Genomic DNA, 19,829 nt, shown 5'->3' with positions numbered 1-19,829 from the left:
ACGCCAACCAGTGCGCCAAGTTGACTAATGGTCAACAATTAACCACGGAGACGCTATGACCGCGACACCCCCTATCGATTATGATTTTGACAAACAACACATCTGGCATCCTTATACCTCTATGACCCACGCCCAGCCTACCTTTGGCGTAGTGTCAGCCGATGGTTGTGAACTCACCCTCGACAATGGACAGCAACTGATCGACGGCACCAGCTCATGGTGGGCCTGTGTCCACGGTTATAGTCACCCTTATATTCTTGAGGCGATGCAAGCGCAGCTGCACACCTTAAGCCATGTTATGTTTGGCGGGATCACCCATCACAGCGCCATCGACGTGTGTAAAAAGCTGCTCAATTTGACCAGTGATAACTTAACCAAGGTGTTTTTAGCCGACTCTGGCTCGATTGCCGTTGAAGTTGCCATGAAAATGGCGCTGCAATATTGGCAAGGCCAGCAGCTGCCCAATAAGCAACGTATCTTAACGGTAAAAAATGGCTATCACGGTGACACGTTTGCCGCCATGAGCGTGTGCGATCCCGAAGGCGGCATGCACACCATGTTTGGTAATGCGGTCACCCAACAGCTGTTTGTTAATGCGCCGCAAACCCCATTTGGTGAGCCATTACAACACGATGATCTTAGCTCGATGCGCGATGCACTCGATGAACACCACCAGAGCATTGCGGCGGTGATTATCGAACCCATCATGCAAGGGGCTGGCGGCATGCGTTTTTATTCGAGCGATTACCTCAAAGGCTTAAGAGCCCTGTGTGATGAATACCAAGTGCTGCTGATTTTAGATGAAATTGCCACAGGTTTTGGCCGCACCGGTAAGTTGTTTGCCTATGAGCATGCCGCTATTGAAGCCGATATCCTATGTGTGGGTAAGGCCCTAACAGGCGGTTATATCTCCCTTGCTGCCACGCTCTGTAGTGACGATGTTGCCCAAGGGATCAGTGACTCGCCCTCGGGGGTCTTTATGCATGGGCCAACCTTTATGGGTAATCCACTGGCCTGCGCCGCGGCCAGTGCAAGTTTAGATCTCATCGCCCGCAATGAGTGGATTGAGCAGGTGGCACAAATTGAGGCGCAAATGCAGACAGAATTAGCGCCAGCAAGCACATTGCCTAGCGTGGCCGCGGTGAGAGTGCTGGGCGCAGTGGGGGTGATAGAGATGCAACAACCATTGAATACCACCCAGTTACAGCAGGCGTTTGTTGACTTAGGTGTCTGGATCCGCCCTTTTGGGCGCTTAATCTACATTATGCCGCCTTACTGCATTGATCAGCAGCAACTCACTCAGCTGACCAATGCAATGACATCGGTGGCAAAAATGGTGGGTGAGCAAAGCGCTAACGGGCAAGTACAGCCACAATTTATCAGTCACGGCTAATGGCTAAAAGCTAAAAGCTAATTGCGCAAACTAAGTGCTAAGTACTGAGCCTGCCAGTTTGCCAGCGTAATCGAGAGCCGTCAGGCTCTCTATTACGCAGATACCCATTAGACTCTGATATTAATACGGTTTCTACCATCAGATTTGGCCCGGTACAGGGCAGTATCGGCGGCGCACAGCAGGGATTTAGAGGTGCGATATTGGCCTAAGGTTTCCACGGCAATCCCCTGACTGACACTAACACGCACCGAACCATGTAACCTCAAGTCGGTAAATGACAAATGATTAATGGCAGTTTGTACGCGTTGGGCGCAAAGCTGCGCAGCGGTAGCATCACAGTTAGGTAAAATAAGCGCAAACTCCTCCCCACCGTAGCGCGCAGCCATGCATTGACTGGTGGGTAATGCACTGTCAATCACCGCCGCGACCTTCTTCAGGCAGGCATCACCATTGACATGACCATATCTGTCATTAAACAGCTTAAAATAATCTACATCGATCACCACTAAGCTCAGTGGCTGATGGCCATTATTACAATCGACCCAGCAACGCTCTATCTCTTCATCAAACGCATGGCGATTGGCTAATCCAGTTAACTTATCGGTGCGCGCCTGCAGCCTTAAGGCTTGGTATTGCGCCTTATGGCGAGTTAAATTGTGCATCACGCCCATGTACAGTGCTCCCTGCCCCGTTGGCGAAGCGGGTAAATAAGACAGGGATAAGTCGACATCTAAGCTCAAGCTATCGGCGCGCTGCAGCACTATCTCCTTAGTGCCCATATTCGCCAGTGCTTCTTGGCCGTTAGCCCCTTGTGCTAGTAGGGATAAATAGCGCTCTTTCACCTCAGGTTGCAAAAAATCACTCCAAGGTTGCTCCGTTAAGTCCTCTATTGATGCGCCAAATAAGGTCGCAGCCATCGGATTGAGCATCTGTAACACGCCTTGCTCATTAATGATAAAAATGGCTTCATTAACATGGTTAATAACACTGGCCAGTGTGGTTAACAGTCCGGGCTGCACCTTGGTAGAGGGGAAGTTAAGCGTGGCTACATTTGCGTTGAAAGGTGTGTCCAGTATGGCCGCACTATCAGTATCAACACACCCACGGTGAGTTGATAAAGAACTATCTGCTGTAGCATCAGCATCGCCACGGTAGGCAGCCCATCTATCATCCAGTTTCTTGAGTGTCTCCAAGCTATCACCTCGGTATTGCTCAATCATGTTTACGCATTTATCAGCTTGCATATCTTATCCCTCGACCTTGGCAGGCAGTCACGGCTTTCACCTTATGGGATAAAGACTACAGCAGCGAAGCGAAATTAACCTTTCGGTACCCTTCCCACACAAACCATTGGTTTTATTGATATTAAATAGTGACAGAAGATTAACTCAAGCGAGAAAAGCACCTCATTGAGGCTGATTATTGGCTCAACAAGATAAACAATGCAGATAAATAACCCATACAAACAACCTGCAGCAACATATACATAAGCAATATGCACAACCAATATAAACGACTCAGATAAGCGACTAAGATAAGCGACTAAGATAAGCGACTGAGATAAGCGACTCAGATAAGCGATAGACAACACAGATAAGCGATAGACAACACAGATAAAGAGTCGCTAATTATGTATTTGTTCGCCCCAACGTTAACCAACCTCATGCCAACCGAGTCAGTGAAGCCATTTAATCTATGCACGCGCATAACGAGACATTAATAAAACAAGGGGTTCAATGAAGAAAATTAAGGGAGGGAGCGAAAGCACAAAAAGCGCTGCAACTCAATGCAGCGCCTAACATTTACATTATTTTACATCTCGATTAATAACCTCTGGATCGGGACTTAACACTAGCAATGTATTGGCGGCATTGGATAACACAAACTGGAATTTGGTGGTGCCTGAGGTGTTATCTAGGTCCACCATTTGAATTAAGGTGCCATCACTGCTAATCGTTACCGCATCGACAATACCATCGAAGGGAGTTATAAAGCCCACGCCGGTGAATTTAAGGCCTTTGCCGGTATTATCATTAAGCTGATAAGTAATCGTACCCGCCTCGGTAATGGTAACATCGCCTTCACAAGGCTCGCCGTTAAAATGGCGATAACTGAATACGGGTTCACCGTTTTCTAAATCGACATTCACTTTCACATAATGGGCCTGACCGGCTGCTTTAGACATTTGATTTCCTTTTAAATTACGCCAGAAACTAGAAACTAAGCACTAGAAACTAAGCACTAGAACAAAAATGATGATTGACATCACTACCTATAAATTAACTGTCTTTTATTACAACTTTTACCTATACAGCTAATGTTTACAACTTGATTAACAATTTAAATCGCTTATGTGAGCAGTGCTATTAGCGAATAATGGTTGAACTACAGGTTTACTACTGGCTGACGACAGAATAAATAAAGCCAAGCACTAAAACGTTATACTGCCAACGCCTGCGCTGCTGAGGTGCTGCACTAGCTCGCTGCTATTGTCTAACTCGCCCAAGCAGTCGAGCGCTTTAGCCAGCGGGATCCCGTAACGGGGATCTTTATCCTGTAACACTATCGGGCTAAGCAGGCTGTGGGCCTTAGCGCACAGTGCGGTGATCTCTGCGCTGTGCTGTGTTGGGTTAACAGGTGTTTTTTGTGATAACTTTTTTTGTAATAGCTGCGCCTGTAATAACTGGCTTTCTGCCAATCTCAGGGTATAGCTAGAATTTTGGCTAAACTCTTTGGTTAACGCTTGATAGGACGCAATAGCAGGCTCAATATAGCGCTGGCTTTGTTCATGCTTGCCAACATTAAACAAGTGCCGCGCCGCCGCGTATTGAAACGCGGCCCACACTTCCCTATTTTTAGCTGAGCGAGTCAGTTGTTCATCTGCCGTTAACAAAACCGCTAATCTCTCAATATTAAAGGCATTGTCGCTGTCAAAATATTGATCGCTCAGCTCCAGCAACTGGAACAATGAATAATATCTAATTGACTTCCAAACTTGATTATCGGGATCTACCACTAACGCCTCGTCAATAGTTTCTAAACCTTTGGATGCCTTCTCATAAGCATTAACAATATTACCCTTACAAAACAATAACTTTGATGATATATAATAACTACTCGTTACTCTGTCAAGTAAATAAGGCTGCTTCTTAAACTGGAGCAGTTCAAACTCACTTTGGATCTGTTGATGGATGTCTAGTGCGCGATCAATTTCACCAGTTGATAAAATGGCACTTGCTAGCCAAGATCGTGCATTAGCCACATCGGCAATTCGCTGACTGTTATCAGGTTCTAGCGTTAGCGCTTGTAGCTTCAGTTGCAGTGATTGCTCAAAGGCGGCGGTAGCGCGGCTAAAATCCTTTCGCTTCATATACACAGAGCCCAGCGAGTTATGAGCGTAAGAGAGCTCCATCATGGCGTCTACATTATCAGGCGCCACTCGATACATCCGCTGACTATAATTGAGATACTGTTCAAACCAAGGCTGTGTGGCACGCCAATCGCTGTTATCGTAATGCAGTTGCCCTAGCCAAAAGGCATTGGCCCCCAAGGCTTTGAGTAAATCTAAATGATTGGGGTGCAAGTTTAACAGCGGCGCCATTTTGTTTTGAGCAGCTAACAGTGCGCTGCGGGCTTCATCGACTTTATTACGCGAATAAGCCACCTCACCCATCGCCTCTAAGGTTTGACCATGCTGAAAACGGGCATCGAAACTGAGATGTTTCTCATCATCATCCACCGAAAAGTCACTGAAATATTCCAGCGCTTTATTACTGATCCCATCGAGCAGATCCATTCGGCCAATGCCGCGCAGCTTGTCAGCAAAATCCCCCACCATAAATCCGAGTAAGTTTTCTGCAGCCAAGCGCTTTTGCTGGGCTTGTTGCTCGGCATCGTGACTTTTAACACTCATTAAGATAGAGATAAACGTGAGCAGACATAACAATGCGACCGTCGCGCGCCCCGTCCAGCGCCTAACTTGGGCGCGACGCCGTGAGGCAGCTATAAACGCCAGCTCTGGTTTATCTAGGGTAAAAAACGGGTTATCACAAAGCTGCTCAGCTTCATTGAGCGGTTTACCTGCCGCAAGCAAGTAAGCACTTTGTTTGTTTTCGCTCAGCCAGCGCTGCGACAGATGAAACAGGCGGCTTTTAATGCTTAAGCTATGATGGTGCGCCTCTATCCATGCGGTGATCCTAGGCCATCGCCTGAGCAAGGCCTCGTGCGCAACACTAAAACAGGGCTCACCATTTTGCAGATGGGAGACAAACAAACGGCTATCGACCATGGCTTGTACTAGCTGCTGTTCATCCTGACTGTTTAACTGTGACCAACGCGCAGTGCGGCTGGTAATGCTGTTCTCATCTTCCTTTAAGGTCACTAGCAGTGATAAGACTCGGGGTAAACAGCCTTGCTGCGCCGCACTTAACTGGCAAATGGTCTCTTCGGCTTGTTTGCCAATCGCGCCATCGATACCGCCAAGTTGGTGGTAGACACTGGCACTTAATTGATTATCTTCGCTGCGTTGCAAATACAGCGACTGCAACACAAATTGCAGCATAGGCAAGGTGTCAGGGTTACCAGCGGCATCGGAGCAGATCAGCTCATCGAGCGGCATGGCACTGCGCTCATCAAACTCCCAGGTTAAATTGGCCGCAATCGCTGGCAGACGGATCATCTGTAACAGCTCTTGGCGACTCGGCGGCGCAAGATCAAAATGGGCGCCGCGAGATTTACCCGCCATTAAACTAGGGTACTCAACCAACAAGGGGTAAAAATCGTTACGACAGGCGCTGATAATGAATACACTGCCCGAACTGGCCAGCAGCTCAATCAATTCGACAAATTGATGCCGCTCGCTCTCGCTAAACAGTGGCGATGAGAGCAGTACCTCTAAGCGGTCGATAAACAGTGCCAGCACCGACAGATGATCCGCATGGGTTCGAAGTGCAGTGTTACAATGCTCAATCACGGCTTTGGGCTCGGTCTGCAGCAACTGGGCTAACGCTTGGGCGCTTGAGCCGTCAAATACCGGCACATCGTTGATCTCCCAATCGAGCATCACACTGGCTAAATCCATCAGCAGTTGCCCACTGGTAACATCAGCAAGATCTAAGTAACTAAAAGACTTAACTTTAAGGCCATTATAACCGTGCTCGCTCATTAAGTTGGGCATCACACCGGCGCTGATCAAAGAGGATTTACCACTGCCACTGGGGCCAAGCACTAAACAGAACCCACGACCAAACTGGATCTGCTGAGCAATGCGTTCTAACAAGGTGGCGACCTGCTCGCTGCGGCCAAAAAACACTCCTGCGTGTTCAGGCCCAAAGGCTTTGAGGCCGGGATAGGGAGAGTCGCCTTGCCAGACTTGGGTTTTGGCTGCTTGCTCACTCCCGACAGGATAACTCACCTCGGCAAGCGTGCGATAACCGCGCTTACGTATGGTTTCAATGTAAGTGGGCTGGGTGGCACTGTCGCCTAAGGCGCGGCGCAGTTGATTGATAATTTTGTGTAGCGGATTGTCGCCGATATCGGCCGATGGCCAACATTGTGCCACGATATCATCACTACTGAGCACCTCCCCCTGATGGCGACAGAGCAGCTGCAATACGTCCATGGCTTTAGGCTCAAGTTGTTTAACCACTGAACCGCAGCGAAGGGTGTTGGCCGAGGGAATAACCTGCCAATCACCAAAATAAAAAACCTGCTCATCCATGTAAAAGAGATACCCTAAACGTATTGATCGCGTTAGCAAAATGTTGTTGGCGATATTTTTTGGCTACAACTTTATGCGTAGTCTGAGGTGAAGTCAATTAAACATAAGACGCGTGCTACCAGATAAGAATGAGATTATTCAAGGCGTTGCCAGATTTTGACTCAAGTTAGCCTCACCTAGGCTAACTTGAGTCAGTCTAGCTGGCCCATATTGGCTTTACCGATATTGGCTTTGTCAGCATTAACCCTTTTTTATTCGGCTAAACCCATTCAGTGAGACTCTGGCGTAGGCATTATGGGCGTTGATGGGGTTTGTAGGAGATAGATAACGGTGCTGGATGCTGGATGCTGGATGCTGGATAGGGTGTGCACACATGCCACTGCAAAGCATAGAACAAGTGGCTTGTTAAACCTTAGCCCAAATGGCACACATGCTAAGTCATGATGAGTGAGTCGCAACAACTCAAACACTATTAATGAATCTCATATTAACGAATCATATTAACTAACCTCAGATCGGTTTAACGTAACACTGAAATCACGTTGAATTCTGCTGATGTAATATTGAGTTGTGGCTTATTCTCTTTGAGTTGATAAGCCACTAAACCACCTATCACATTAAGCATGAAACCATGTACGCTGCGGTGCCGTGTATGCTCTATTTGTGAGATGTTTTTTAGCTGGTCATTGATTGTTTCGATAATAAATCGTCTAGAAAGCATGGCTCTATCCCATAATGATAAAGCCTTTGCTTTCATATTTTTACGCACGTTATTAACGATAGTTACCCCACGTTCTAATAGGTCGCCTGCTAACGCTTTGCCGATATACCCCTTATCAGCATAGAGTTTATCCATTGATTCAACGACCATATCTTTTACGGGTTTCGTGTCATGAACATTCGCAGGTGTTATTTTGGCTGCAACGATGCCACCTCGATGGTTCACAATAAGATGAAGTTTAAAACCATAGAACCAGCCCATCGTGCCTTTTCCTCGGCTGGCGAGACCTGCTAGCGTTTTATGCCTTGGAATTCGTAAATTATGACAAACCTTAATGCTCGTTGAGTCAACGAACTCGATGCCTGTCGGTTCGCTTTTTAAAGAGGAAAAATAACTGCACATTGGAATGACTGCACGCGGCATGACTTCAAGAAATCGAGTGTAGCTGAGTAAGTTTGGAAAATCAGATTTGTAGAAACGAGCCAGATATCCTGTGTAAAAATTCTTGAAGTCACGATGATTAGACATATGGAAGGCGATGATAATTGTCATAATTTCACTCATCGTCATTCTGCCTGCGCGCTTACGCTTGCGAGTTCCATCGGTTAGGCACTGTTGTTCCCATTGAGGAATAAAAGCATTACAAAAATCATCGACATCACAAAATACATCCACTAAATTATTCATATGCCCTCTGCGTGATTGATTAATCTTGGTCGAGAGATCTGATCACAAAGAGGGCTATTAGTTCAATTTCTTATCCCGAGTTCAGGTTAACTACTTATATTAAGTACTCATTGTTAGTGCGTATATGGGAGGATAAGTTAGCGCGTATAAATTAAGGCGTTAGACAGATAGTTAAAGTCACTTTTGTTGCTGTAACCAAGAGGCTAATAACACCATACCGTCATCGATAGAGATCAGCGGTTGATAACCCAGATCCTTTTTGGCCGCCGAAATATCAAAATAGTGGCTGGTCGACAGCTGCTTAGCGACAAAACGGGTCATGATGGGTTCTTGCTGTTTACCCAGCAGCCAATAGACACCTTCGAGCAGTGCCCCCACCCCATAGGCAAGATTAGCTGGCACGCGTTGGGTAACCGCAGGCAAGTGTGCACAAGCTAAGATCTTATTTAGCATGGCCGCCATGGTGATGGGCTCATCGTTACTTAAAAAATAACATTGCCCCGCACAAGATGGCGCGTCGTCATATAAGGCCAGCGCCGCCAATAGATGACCATAGGCGGCATTGGCGATGTAAATGGTATCGACAAGTTTATCGTCTCGGCCAACCAATTTCAGTCGTTTGGCCCGAGCACGCGCAATCACGCGTGGCACTAAATGGGGATCTTCAGGCCCCCAAATAAGGTGCGGCCTGAGCGATACCGTCTTTAACAGCTTACCATCGGCCAACACTTGGCCATTGGCCGCCACCACCTGTTGTTCGGCGCGGGCTTTGGACTCAGCATAATAGTTAAGGTAACTGGCGGCATAGGGCTGCGTTTCATCGATAAATGCTTCATCGACTCCGGCAAAAGTGACGCTGGGGGTGCTGGTATACACCAAGCGCGGAATATTATGCGCCAAGCAGGCGTTAATAATGTTGTTGGTGCCCACCACATTAGGCAGATAATAGCTGGATTTATCGCCCCACACGCCCGCTTTGGAGGCCACATGAAACACCAAATCGCAACCTTGCAGCGCATCAGAAACCTGTTTGGCATCAATAATGTCACCCTTGAGCATATTGACGCCCATGGCGGTTAGCTCTGGATAAGTGCCACGGGCCAAACCACTGACCTTGATGCCAGCAGCGACAAGCCGCTCACAAATCGCCTTACCTAAAAAACCGCCAGCGCCAGTGACTAACACCCGCGGCGCACGCTGCGCTAATTGCTGTAAGGCGGCTTGCTCTTGTGGGTGAAACTGCGCCAGGCTTGGCGCTGTGGTGTGCTCTGCTGTCATGCTACCTGCTGTTATACTCTCTGCTGTCATGCTATCCGTAGCCATCATCATTTTTCAGTCATTTATCGGCCATTGCTCAGTCAGACTCATTTATCTTTTACCTTGCGGCGAGATCAATGGGGCAATTTTTGCTTATTCTTTATAAGTGGCTTGGGCCCATAGTGCTAATTTTTCTCTAAAAATCTTAGCGTTATGACGAATATCGACTGGGAACCCCCCATGAATGGCAAACCGTGTTATCCCTTTTGTTTGCTCATGGGTTTGGGCTAACTCACGTAATTCGTGATACAGCTGCGCCGAGCAACTGCAGCTTAAACCTTGCTTCAGCTCTAAACAGATCAGGGGCGTGGTGTTACCGTCGATGTCGATACCCACTAAGGCGGAGCGTTTAACGCTGGGATGCGTATTAAAAATACGCTCACAGGGAATAGAGAAATAGCGTTTGATGCTGCCCTCATTGTCAGGCGCTAACGCCTCGACCCGGTGCGCTTTGCGCCCGCACATCCATAATTTCCCGTCAGCATCGAGATAACCCAAATCTCCCATACGATGATAAATAACATCGTCATTGCCTACTATTTTGGCAAGCAGCGTCGCGCTGTCACGCTGATAATAGCATCGACTGACCATAGGCCCTGACACCACAATTTCACCAATCTCACCCGCAGGTAAGCGCAAATTGTCATCCCATTGAGCAATGGGCGCGTTATCGATCCCAATGATGGCAATATCGACTCCCTCTATGGCGTCACCTACGCAGATCCCACCGCCGTTATCTGTGATATCTGTAGTGGCAAATAGGGCCTGACTGCCCATTTTACTGATGGGTAAGGATTCTGTCGCGCCATAGGAGTTAAGCACCTCAACATCATCATTGAGTAGCTGACTAAAGCGTTTTATAGAAGCGATGGTGGCAGGTGCACCGGCGGAGATCACCCGTCTTAGGCTAGGCAGTGTTACCGCGTGGTTATCTGTGCCCGCCTCACCTAAACGTTCAATCAGCGCCGGATTAACAAACATGTTAGTGCATTGATAGCGTTCGAGCGCGGCAAAGATATGGCTAGGATTGGCCGTAATAGGTTTACTGGCATCCATATCAGGCACAATAGAAGCCATGCCTAGCGCTGGGCCAAAGAGGGAAAACAGCGGGAAAGTGGCTAAATCACGCTCGCCATGGCTTATCTGATAATCGTGTTTAAGCGCGCTAATTTGCGCCTCAAACATGCGGTGGGAATAGACCACCCCTTTTGGCGTACCAGTGCTGCCACTGGTAAATAAGATGGCGCACATCTCATCATGACTCAGCAGCGCCATTGGATAAGGCTTATCCACTGGCACCTGGCTTAAGAGTTGAGGCAAGGACACCCCGCCCCACCAGCCCTTGCCGCCAACGGTGATGAGTTTTTTAATGCTGTGTTTACCCCAGCCAAACAAGCGCCTAGCGAGGTGCGCTTTAGGAATACCAATAAAAGCATCGGGCTGAGATTCTGCAAAACACTGCTTAAGGTTTTTTACTCCCATGCCAGGATCAACCAAAATAGGAATGATCCCCGCCTTAAACAAGGCAAAGGTGAGCGTGAAAAAATCGATACTGGGGGTGACCATTAACACGGCTTTCATGCCGCGAGTGATGCCGTATTGCTCGAGGGCAAATGCCATACGCGAGCTGAGCTTATCGAGTTCATCGAAGCTAAGCTCTTGATAGCTGAACTTTTTAGTCAACAAACCGCCGTGGGCCTGCTGCACCGCCACCGCCAGTTGCGTTGGGGTTTGCTGGGCGGCGCTGTGCAGATGGCGACACAGATTGGCACCATCGGCATTTAATTGTGGTTTATCAACGACATTTGCCTGCACTGGGCTAACAGATGAGCTACCGGATAAGCTATCGGCTGGGCTACTGCAAACGGGCGGTGTCATTAGTGCGCCATAAACTGGCGAACATGAGCGACAACCTCATCACTGGCATCTTCTAAAATGTAGTGACCACAATCGGCAAATTCATGCACTTGAGCACCCGGAAACACCCGTTGCCACTCATCTAAGAAGTGCTTATCGAACACAAAGTCTTGCAGGCCCCAACAGATCATCACAGGCAGTGTGGCAAACTGTGGCAAGGCGGCGGCAATATCCGACACCAACTGATAGTTTCTATCGCCAGGCTTAAGCGGAATATCTTGCACAAAACGCAGCGTCGAGATGCGATTGGCCCAAGAGTTAAACGGCGCAACATACGCTTGGCGAACCGCTTTCGGCATAGGCTGACGTTTAACGCCAACATAAGATGCAATCGATGAAAAAGCATTAAAACCGCGCACCAATACCGTACCTAGCAGCGTGTTGCGGCAGATAGATAAGGCCCACGGAAAGGGTTTTGCCTCTGGCAGGTGAAACGCGCCAGTGTTGAGGATGACTAATTTTTTAATCCGCTCAGGATGACGCGCCGCAAAGCCCATGCCGATCATACCGCCCCAATCGTGCACGATAAGGGTAATATTTTGCTTAACGTTGAGGTGATCTAATAAGGCTTCTAAATCATCAATACGCTGCTCAAGGGTGTAATCGTATGCGCTATCGTCTGGCTTATCTGACAAACCACAGCCAATGTGATCCGGCACAATACACTGATGGTTATCGCTTAAGGCCGATACCAAGTTACGATAATAGAATGACCAGCTTGGGTTACCGTGCACCATCACCACCGGCTCGCCTTGGCCCTCGTTGACGTAATGCAGTTTGTTACCATTGATATCGAAATAATTGCGCTTAAAGGGAAATAGCGTATCGAGCATGATCTTTCCTATATACCATTTTTGTCCTCGATAACGACCGATGCGCCGCTATCGAGATAATCTGTTTGATTGAGACAACACTATGGGGACAATCAGTGGCCAATTACCACTTAAGCCCAAGCATCATGCAATTTAGACCACTGCCTATCCCAAGAAAACTCACCTGATCGCCTTTACGCAAAAAGCCTTGATCATGCGCCATGGCAGCGGTGACCGGCAACGAGACAGTGCCCATGTTGCCCAAAAATTGGTAGGTGGGAAACTCTTTCTCTTGCGGAATATTAAGCGCACTGAGTACCTGTTTACGGTTAGAGGCGCCCACTTGGTGACAAATCACTTTGTCGACCTGCTCCACCAGCCAGTTACGCTGCTCAAGGAAATGGCTCCAAGTATGTCGTGCCAGCTCGACCCCCTCTTTCAATAGGGCCACACCATCGGTGCGCATAAATTCGCGGTACAGTTGCGTGCCCGCTTCTTGCAAGCCCCACTGACACAAATTGTGATGCTCGGGGGCCGACAGATGGCTCGCGCCCAGCAGCTGATGCTGGCGATCGCCTTTTAAGGGGATGCTGCCATCGGTTAATAACACCGCCACCGCGCCCGAGCCGCCAGTTAAGGTCGCTAACGACTGCGCATAATTTTGCATCGTTGGCTCAGCCAGCATGTTGTCTATGGTGATGTCGACAATATGGCGCGCCGATTCACACGAAACTACAAGCCCGGCTTTGATTTGGCCTAACTCGATGCGATTAGCGATATCGAGAATACCCGACAACACCCCAAGGCAAGCGTTACTGATGTCGTAAATGGCAGTATCTTTTGAGACGCCAAGCTCCGCCGCGATGCGACATGCTGTGGCGGGCTCATGTTGATCACGACAAACGCCGGTGTAAACCACCGCGCCTAAATCGCTAACACTGATGCCGGTTTCTTCAATTGATTTGTGCGCCGCAGCCAAGGCGCCGTCAGATAATCTGTGGCCTTTAGGCCACCAACGACGCTCTTGGATCCCGGTTAATGCGGCAAGTTGCCCCATTGGGATCCTAAATTTTTGATAGAGAGGGGCTAATCGAGACTCTAACTCTGAAGTGGAGACCACTACAGGTGCCAGCTCATAGGCTAGACTATTTATAAAAACGCGAGAATATTTCATGCAACCGTGTAGTTCGCTCAATATATCAACACTAACCGCGCCAATATTTATTATTCACTGATAACCCGACATTTGAGCAAGAAACGGCGCATGATTCAATAAAAAACCACCATAGAGCGGTTTTTTTCGACAATAAGCCGACAAGTGTCGCCTCTTTAACCAAGTCTATCGGTTTTATCTCACCAAGTGGCACGTGCATTCGCCCAGAACCAAGGCAGCGCCGATTTAGTCATGGGGGTGACGCTGAGCCAAAATCAGATGGTTTCGCGGGGTGATCTGCTTATCACAAAAAGTGGTTAACTTGACCTGATAACCCGCATCTTCGAGAAAGCATACTCTATCAAGCAAGAGCCATTGCTCCAGCACGTCACGAAACAGGTGCGCCACCAGATCGATACGCCGCGTGAGTCGCTGGCGTCGATACCCTAGTGCCAAATAATGCTCCACAGGCCAGTTTACCGGCAAGGATACGCCTTTTTGCGCTGCGGCCCAGAGACAAAATGCCTTAAAGTCGCCATTGAGCTGACTCTGTTTTACCGACGGTATCGGCAAGTAATGATCATGCCCGCTCACCTCACGCTGCAAGCTATCAAAACCTAAGCGCCACGCCACCTCTTTATGGCGCAGCTCGGTGGCCTTGTCATTGGCGATAACGCTGTGCTGCAAAGGCAACTGCAGATCGTGACGACTTAAGTTAAGTCCACTTTGCTGAGCAACCTGCGATAACGGCTGATAATGGCTAGCGCGAATAAGATGGTAACAGCAAGGTGATATTGCCAGTGAAGCTGTGTTCGCGCACCTTGCCTGTTGCAGTAACGCCACATGTAAATCGCCACAAGCATGTAATGCCACCGCTTGCTGAGCCGGTTTTAGCAACCGAGCGGCATCGGGACTAAAGGCATCGGCGCAGACAAACCGTTGCGGCAGTGACCACTGCTGCGCAAAGGCTTGACCGCTATTACATAAGGCCGATTGCCATTCAAGACTGATAACACTTCGCTGCTGCGCTTTAGCGATTAACCGCCCCAGATGACCTTTACCGGCGCACCACTCGAGCACATCGTGCTTATCATCGGCAATGGCCTGGGTAAATGCACTGATCTGCTGCCACTTACGCCCTTTAATGTGGGCGCTAAAATGGGGCGCCACCTCATCGGCTAAGCCGGTGACTGCCACATTCTGTACCGCGTGACTTGCCTGCGGTTGAGCGGCGCGTGGCGCATGGCGCAGCTCTTGGTCTGGCGCGCCGCCCGACAATAACCCCAGCGAATCTAAGAATACCTGCGCCTGAGTCGCAGAAGCTGACTTCCCATTGGCCATTGCGTTAAGATCGTGCGTCAGTGCTGGCAGCAAGGTCGACAGTAAGCGCGGCGTATCGACATCAATAGCGTCGATATCATCATCGCCTATTTGCCACACCTGCTTAGCCAAGGTCGGGTAGTGTGCCTCCCAAGGCAGATGATGACATTCGAATGCTTTGACCTGCCATAACCCACGGCTGCTATGTAGTAATGCGCCGAGTACCTGCAGGGTTTGACCATAAGACATGTTGATTCCTTCATAAAAAAAAAGCACTCGGTGAGTGCCTTTTTATTGTAATCAAGTTACCGCAGCCAGCATAGCGCTATTGAGGCGATTGCGGCTTAAGCGCCATGCGTTTGCCCAGCCAAACGCCCAAGCCGAGCGGCGCAAAAAAGATCACCAGCAAAAATAAGACAAAATAGAGGATCAGGCTCTTGAGCGTGGCGGTTAATTGCGCAAACACCACCTCAACCGAGTGCTGGGCGATTTGATCCAAATTGGCTGCGGCAGCCATACGCTCTCTTGCCACCATCTCCTCTAGGGCAAGGCGCTCATTTTTAACCATAGATTCGAGTGCTTGTCGCTCGGCAGACAGCTGCACGAGTTTGCTATCGGTCGCTTCACTGAGCTGTTGTAATAGTGGGGTCAGTTCGCGGCGCAGATCCACCGCTAAGTCTTGCATCATTTGTGGGCTCTGCTCCATTAAGCGGTGAAAACGCGCCGATGTTTCGCTGATGCTGGCCAAGGTCACCTGAATATGTTCCACATTTAGGTTTGAATGCAATGCATAAAGCTCTGCTTTCCAGCCAAGGATCTTAGGCATCTGCTCAGATATCATCGCCATGCGATCGGAAATATCACTCATCACCTCGGGCACGGTACCAAATGTGGTCACCGCTTCAAACTCATGAATGGCTTTAAAGTCTAACCAATCCCTAAAAGCGGAACGGCGCACAAAGGTGATATCGGTCAGTGGATTATCGGCCACGTACTGATTAACAACCGCCTGATACTGCTTAAAATCGACCTCGTTGACAAAGCCTTTCACTGTCTGCTCGAACTCTTGTTGCAGTTGCTGACTAGCGGTGACGGCAATGGCTTGCTGCTCGCCAAACAGTTGTTGACCTGCGCCAGAGGCAAAAAAGGCCGACATTTGAGCCGTTAAGGTTCAGGTATCGACCATAGCTGCCATAGGCGATGCCTGAAAGATCGCCCGCTGCAAAGCTTGCTCACTGTTGATTTTCCACATCAGGGAGTTAGACTTGATAGCCACATCATCGGGCGCTAGCGCCGCAATTTTATCGGCGCTATGCTCAACCCCTGTGTAGAAGGTATTACTGAACTCACGACTAAACACCCGCATATTCAGCTGTTCCTTAGGTAGTGGTTCGATACCACTTTCTAATTTAATCTCCAGTAATGAGCAGCCGCTAACGCCGATTAACATGATGACTATTAAGAAAAACTGAATATTGCTGCGCATAACATAACTCGTGAGGTAAGCAGATTGAAGTACCTCTTAAAGTAAGTGTTTTCTGCAGGCGGCTCAAGTGATAGTGATTAGATAATCTCAATAGCGTCAGCAAAAACGCCTAGGAGGGCTTTATTGTTAAGCACAAAGGTAGCGACGTTGAATCTGCCTTGCCACTGACGTAGAATCGCGCCCAAAACAATGAACAAGAGTTTACCTATGCGCTCACCCTGTGTCGCACGCTGTGGCCTTAATGACGATGATATTTGTGTGGGCTGTTTTCGCCATATTGATGAGATTGTTGGTTGGGGACAGGCCAGCGAGGCCCGTCAACAGGCGATTATCGAAGCGGTTAATCAACGCAAAGCCCTGCTAAAACAGAGCAAGCCGTCTCAGGCCAGCGCGCAGAATAAGGGGCAGGTCATTAGCCGTGACAAGTGGCGCCAAGCCGAACAACGCTTGCTTGAGCAAGACAGTTGATAACGGCTCGGCATCTTATGCTAGCGATAGGCCGTTGGCGCTTATCACTTTTTGCTCATCATCCCTTTTAAGTCTGCAAACGGGTTATAGGTGGCCGCCTCGACTTTGGTTTCTGTGGTCGCGCCATATTGGATCAGCTCTTCATACTTAGCATGTTCATTGTCATGGCAATAGAGGCACAATAGCTCCCAGTTTGATCCATCTGAGGGGTTATTGTCATGGTTATGATCGCGATGATGTACGGTCAACTCGCGCAAGTTGGAGTGAGTAAACTCGCGGGTACAACGCCCACACACCCAAGGATAGAGTTTTAACGCCTGCTCACGGTAACCGGTTTCTCGTTTGGCTTTATATTCGCGCGCCTCAGCCAGCACTTTGTCTAGCTTGCTTTGACCTTGATGGGTTGACATGAACTGTCTCTCTTCAAAAAATAATTGCCTGCAAGAATAATCATTGGTCTACCTAAGTGCAACCAAAATAGTGCAGCACCAACAGCGCTAACCATCCCAATAAAAAAAGCCCAAATCCTAAGATTTGGGCTTTTAAATCACTTGCAGTGATCTATTGGATATTAAGTGTTTTCGTCGCTGACATATTCTGAGCTCGACAGATGCAGATAATGCAAATAGCGCTCATACTGGGTCACCACGTCGGCCAAAATCTGCTCCTCGGTGTAACCCATCACGTCATAATGCTGACCGCCATGCTCAAGGAACACTTCCACCCGATAATAATTAACATCGCCGTCTTTAATCTCGGCTTCTAATGGATTAGGGATAGTATAAGCCCGTATCCTTAAGCCGTAGACAAAGTCACCCTGCTCTGTTTCTTGGATGATAAAGCGCACTCTGTCTTCAACATATTGCATCTGCGCCGGAATATTACGCTTCACAAAGCTTAAACAGGCCTTTTCTAAAGCGGGTGCGGCAACATGTTTTAAAAACAGCACGGCATCTTCATGGCTGGGATGCGACACCAGTACATCGATGCGATCTTCCCAACTGACGTTGGTCTTAGCGTATTGCACACTGGTATTATGCGATTGTACGCTGTTGATCTTAAGCCAGTCGTCCTGCAATGCCTTAAATAGACCAAAGCACATTAATAGCATGATCAGCAAAAATGGCATCGCACTGGCTATCGCCACCGTTTGCAAGGCTTGTAAACCACCAGCAAGCAACAACACAGAAGCCACCACACCCTGCAATAACGCCCAAAAAATACGCTGCCATACCGGTGCATTGGGATCGCCGCCCGAGGTCAGGTTATCAATCACCAGCGACCCTGAATCAGACGAGGTAACAAAGAAAGTCACCACCAGACATAAGGCGATAGTCGATAACAGGGTCGACATTGGCATATGTTCGAAAAACTTAAACAAGGCCACCGACACATCAGAGGAGACCGCGTCGCTCAAATAGGTAGCGCCGTGGTTCATAATGGCGTCGATAGCTGTGTTACCAAATACGGTCATCCACAAAAAGGTGAAGGCCGAAGGCACAAATAACACACCGATTAAGAATTCACGAATGGTACGTCCACGGGATACGCGTGCAATAAAGGTGCCCACAAATGGAGACCAAGAGATCCACCACCCCCAATAAAGCAAGGTCCAACCGCCAATCCAATCGTTCTTTTGCTCATAGGCATAAAGGTTAAATGTCTTACCGACGATGTCACTTAAATAAGCACCGGTATTTTGGACAAACGCCTGTAACAAGGCGACCGTTGGGCCAAATAGCAACACAAATATCAGCAGTAAGATGGCGAGACCCAGGTTAAGCTCACTGAGGCGCTTCACCCCTTTGTCTAGGCCAGAAAACACCGATAAGGTCGCGATTAAGCTGATAACGATGATTAAGATCACCTGCACCATGGCAGAAATCGGTACCCCAAGCAGGTAATTGAGCCCAGAGTTGACCTGCAACACGCCAAAGCCTAATGAGGTCGCCACACCGAACAAGGTGCCTAATACCGCAAAGGTATCCACCGCATGACCTATTGGGCCATAAATGCGCTCACCGATTAACGGATATAAAGCACTGCGGGGCAGCAAGGGTAATTTATGGCGATAAGAGAAGTAAGCTAAACACAACGCCACGACAGCGTAGATGGCCCAAGCATGAATACCCCAGTGGAAAAAGGTGATTTTCATGGCATCTTTGGCGGCCTGAATGGTTTGCGGATCGGCATCGGGCGGCGCTAAAAAGTGCATCACCGGCTCTGCCACACCAAAAAACATCAAACCAATCCCCATACCTGCCGAAAACAGCATGGCTATCCAGCTTTGATAGCTGTAATCGGGCTCAGAGTGGTCGGGGCCCAGTTTAATGTCGCCAAAGCGACTGACCATCACAAAGATAATAAAAATTAAAAAAACCGCCACAGCTAAGATATAAAGCCAACCGGTTTTAATCTCTAACCACTGCTGGACAGATTTAAAGATGGTTTGCGCTTGTTCAGGCCACACTGCGCCCACAAACACCATAATAAAGATCATGACCACCGATGAAAAAAACACCGGCGGGTTGATACTCGATTTTATCGACATAGTTCCTCTCAACATAAACTAATACCACACAGCCAAACTGCTGACTGCCTAGTTAAATTTGATGCTACCCATGAGATGCCATTAAGTCATATGGCCAGGGTTAGCACGCTTCTGAGTGAACATTTAAACAAGATATACACAACGGCATAGGTCAAAACAATCTCGACCTACGCAACAAATTACATTAAATAACAACCATTAATAAAGCGCTATTGAATACAATCTACCTTCACCAGAAGCTGGCGCAGTATACCCGAAATCCCTTATCAATTCACCCCTTGACTA

15 protein-coding genes are annotated in these 19,829 nt (G+C 48.4%); 2 read left to right on the top strand and 13 right to left on the bottom strand.

Translation table 11 applies throughout. The features are described 5' to 3' along the window. The first annotated feature begins 55 nt into the window (after positions 1–55). Entirely contained in the window at positions 56–1,393 is a 1,338-nt protein-coding gene (gene bioA / locus AC0VXX_RS07665; RefSeq protein WP_475516616.1) for an adenosylmethionine--8-amino-7-oxononanoate transaminase, read from the top strand. 107 nt (positions 1,394–1,500) lie between these two features. Here bioA and AC0VXX_RS07660 read toward each other — a convergent pair whose 3' ends face one another. From AC0VXX_RS07660 to AC0VXX_RS07610, 11 genes are all read right to left on the bottom strand, one after another. Further along, positions 1,501–2,637 (bottom strand): GGDEF domain-containing protein, encoded by a 1,137-nt coding sequence (locus AC0VXX_RS07660; RefSeq protein ID WP_475516615.1) that lies wholly within the window; start codon positions 2,635–2,637, stop codon positions 1,501–1,503. Between the two features lie 563 nt (positions 2,638–3,200). Continuing rightward, positions 3,201–3,578, bottom strand: a complete 378-nt coding sequence (locus tag AC0VXX_RS07655) for a DP-EP family protein (RefSeq protein WP_475516614.1) — start codon at positions 3,576–3,578, stop codon at positions 3,201–3,203. Positions 3,579–3,824: 246 nt separating this feature from the next. Continuing rightward, positions 3,825–7,112 carry an nSTAND1 domain-containing NTPase gene (locus AC0VXX_RS07650; RefSeq protein ID WP_475516613.1) on the bottom strand — a complete coding sequence of 1,096 codons (3,288 nt, stop codon included), beginning with the start codon at positions 7,110–7,112 and terminating at the stop codon, positions 3,825–3,827. A 520-nt stretch (positions 7,113–7,632) separates the two neighbouring features. After that, entirely contained in the window at positions 7,633–8,520 is an 888-nt protein-coding gene (locus AC0VXX_RS07645; protein ID WP_475516612.1) for an IS982 family transposase, read from the bottom strand. 177 nt (positions 8,521–8,697) lie between these two features. Beyond that, positions 8,698–9,798 carry a 2-alkyl-3-oxoalkanoate reductase gene (gene oleD, locus AC0VXX_RS07640; RefSeq protein WP_475516962.1) on the bottom strand — a complete coding sequence of 367 codons (1,101 nt, stop codon included), beginning with the start codon at positions 9,796–9,798 and terminating at the stop codon, positions 8,698–8,700. 132 nt (positions 9,799–9,930) lie between these two features. Continuing rightward, positions 9,931–11,715, bottom strand: a complete 1,785-nt coding sequence (oleC, locus tag AC0VXX_RS07635; protein ID WP_475516611.1) for an olefin beta-lactone synthetase — start codon at positions 11,713–11,715, stop codon at positions 9,931–9,933. Then, the gene (locus AC0VXX_RS07630) at positions 11,715–12,587 is read right to left on the bottom strand and encodes an alpha/beta fold hydrolase (protein ID WP_475516610.1); all 873 of its coding nucleotides are present in this window, start codon (positions 12,585–12,587) and stop codon (positions 11,715–11,717) included. Before AC0VXX_RS07630 ends, oleC begins: the two co-directional genes overlap by 1 nt. Before the next feature lie 103 nt (positions 12,588–12,690). Beyond that, positions 12,691–13,740 (bottom strand): 3-oxoacyl-ACP synthase III, encoded by a 1,050-nt coding sequence (locus AC0VXX_RS07625; RefSeq protein ID WP_475516609.1) that lies wholly within the window; start codon positions 13,738–13,740, stop codon positions 12,691–12,693. A gap of 225 nt (positions 13,741–13,965) precedes the next feature. Continuing rightward, positions 13,966–15,288 carry a methyltransferase gene (locus AC0VXX_RS07620; protein WP_475516608.1) on the bottom strand — a complete coding sequence of 441 codons (1,323 nt, stop codon included), beginning with the start codon at positions 15,286–15,288 and terminating at the stop codon, positions 13,966–13,968. 76 nt (positions 15,289–15,364) lie between these two features. Beyond that, a complete protein-coding gene (locus tag AC0VXX_RS07615) occupies positions 15,365–16,195 on the bottom strand; it encodes a chemotaxis protein (RefSeq protein ID WP_475516607.1) in 831 nt (276 codons plus the stop codon). 15 nt (positions 16,196–16,210) lie between these two features. Continuing rightward, positions 16,211–16,525: a hypothetical protein gene (locus tag AC0VXX_RS07610; protein WP_475516606.1), complete on the bottom strand. Its 315-nt coding sequence runs from the start codon at positions 16,523–16,525 to the stop codon at positions 16,211–16,213. Between the two features lie 207 nt (positions 16,526–16,732). Between AC0VXX_RS07610 and AC0VXX_RS07605 the strand changes: the two genes are divergently transcribed. Beyond that, positions 16,733–16,993, top strand: a complete 261-nt coding sequence (locus AC0VXX_RS07605; RefSeq protein WP_475516605.1) for a DUF1289 domain-containing protein — start codon at positions 16,733–16,735, stop codon at positions 16,991–16,993. Positions 16,994–17,037: 44 nt separating this feature from the next. On the opposite strand, the gene AC0VXX_RS07600 is transcribed toward AC0VXX_RS07605, so the two are convergent. Beyond that, positions 17,038–17,403: a YajD family HNH nuclease gene (locus tag AC0VXX_RS07600; protein ID WP_110458134.1), complete on the bottom strand. Its 366-nt coding sequence runs from the start codon at positions 17,401–17,403 to the stop codon at positions 17,038–17,040. 161 nt (positions 17,404–17,564) lie between these two features. Continuing rightward, positions 17,565–19,544, bottom strand: coding sequence for a BCCT family transporter (locus AC0VXX_RS07595; RefSeq protein ID WP_475516604.1), 1,980 nt, complete (start codon positions 19,542–19,544; stop codon positions 17,565–17,567). Between the last annotated feature and the right edge of the window lie 285 nt (positions 19,545–19,829).

It is taken from the genome of Shewanella sp. QJM3NY_23 (assembly GCF_056173105.1).
The sequence above is the reverse complement of the archived record's forward strand: the minus strand, read 5'-3'. Positions and strand labels throughout refer to the sequence as shown.

Bases quoted from the DNA above. Each gene is read 5' to 3' on its own strand.
- bioA (WP_475516616.1), top strand. From the start codon at position 56: ATGACCGCGACACCCCCTATCGATTATGATTTTGACAAACAACACATC.
- AC0VXX_RS07660 (WP_475516615.1), bottom strand. From the start codon at position 2,637: ATGCAAGCTGATAAATGCGTAAACATGATTGAGCAATACCGAGGTGAT.
- AC0VXX_RS07655 (WP_475516614.1), bottom strand. From the start codon at position 3,578: ATGTCTAAAGCAGCCGGTCAGGCCCATTATGTGAAAGTGAATGTCGAT.
- AC0VXX_RS07650 (WP_475516613.1), bottom strand. From the start codon at position 7,112: ATGGATGAGCAGGTTTTTTATTTTGGTGATTGGCAGGTTATTCCCTCG.
- AC0VXX_RS07645 (WP_475516612.1), bottom strand. From the start codon at position 8,520: ATGAATAATTTAGTGGATGTATTTTGTGATGTCGATGATTTTTGTAAT.
- oleD (WP_475516962.1), bottom strand. From the start codon at position 9,798: ATGACAGCAGAGCACACCACAGCGCCAAGCCTGGCGCAGTTTCACCCA.
- oleC (WP_475516611.1), bottom strand. From the start codon at position 11,715: ATGACACCGCCCGTTTGCAGTAGCCCAGCCGATAGCTTATCCGGTAGC.
- AC0VXX_RS07630 (WP_475516610.1), bottom strand. From the start codon at position 12,587: ATGCTCGATACGCTATTTCCCTTTAAGCGCAATTATTTCGATATCAAT.
- AC0VXX_RS07625 (WP_475516609.1), bottom strand. From the start codon at position 13,740: ATGAAATATTCTCGCGTTTTTATAAATAGTCTAGCCTATGAGCTGGCA.
- AC0VXX_RS07620 (WP_475516608.1), bottom strand. From the start codon at position 15,288: ATGTCTTATGGTCAAACCCTGCAGGTACTCGGCGCATTACTACATAGC.
- AC0VXX_RS07615 (WP_475516607.1), bottom strand. From the start codon at position 16,195: ATGTCGGCCTTTTTTGCCTCTGGCGCAGGTCAACAACTGTTTGGCGAG.
- AC0VXX_RS07610 (WP_475516606.1), bottom strand. From the start codon at position 16,525: ATGCGCAGCAATATTCAGTTTTTCTTAATAGTCATCATGTTAATCGGC.
- AC0VXX_RS07605 (WP_475516605.1), top strand. From the start codon at position 16,733: ATGCGCTCACCCTGTGTCGCACGCTGTGGCCTTAATGACGATGATATT.
- AC0VXX_RS07600 (WP_110458134.1), bottom strand. From the start codon at position 17,403: ATGTCAACCCATCAAGGTCAAAGCAAGCTAGACAAAGTGCTGGCTGAG.
- AC0VXX_RS07595 (WP_475516604.1), bottom strand. From the start codon at position 19,544: ATGTCGATAAAATCGAGTATCAACCCGCCGGTGTTTTTTTCATCGGTG.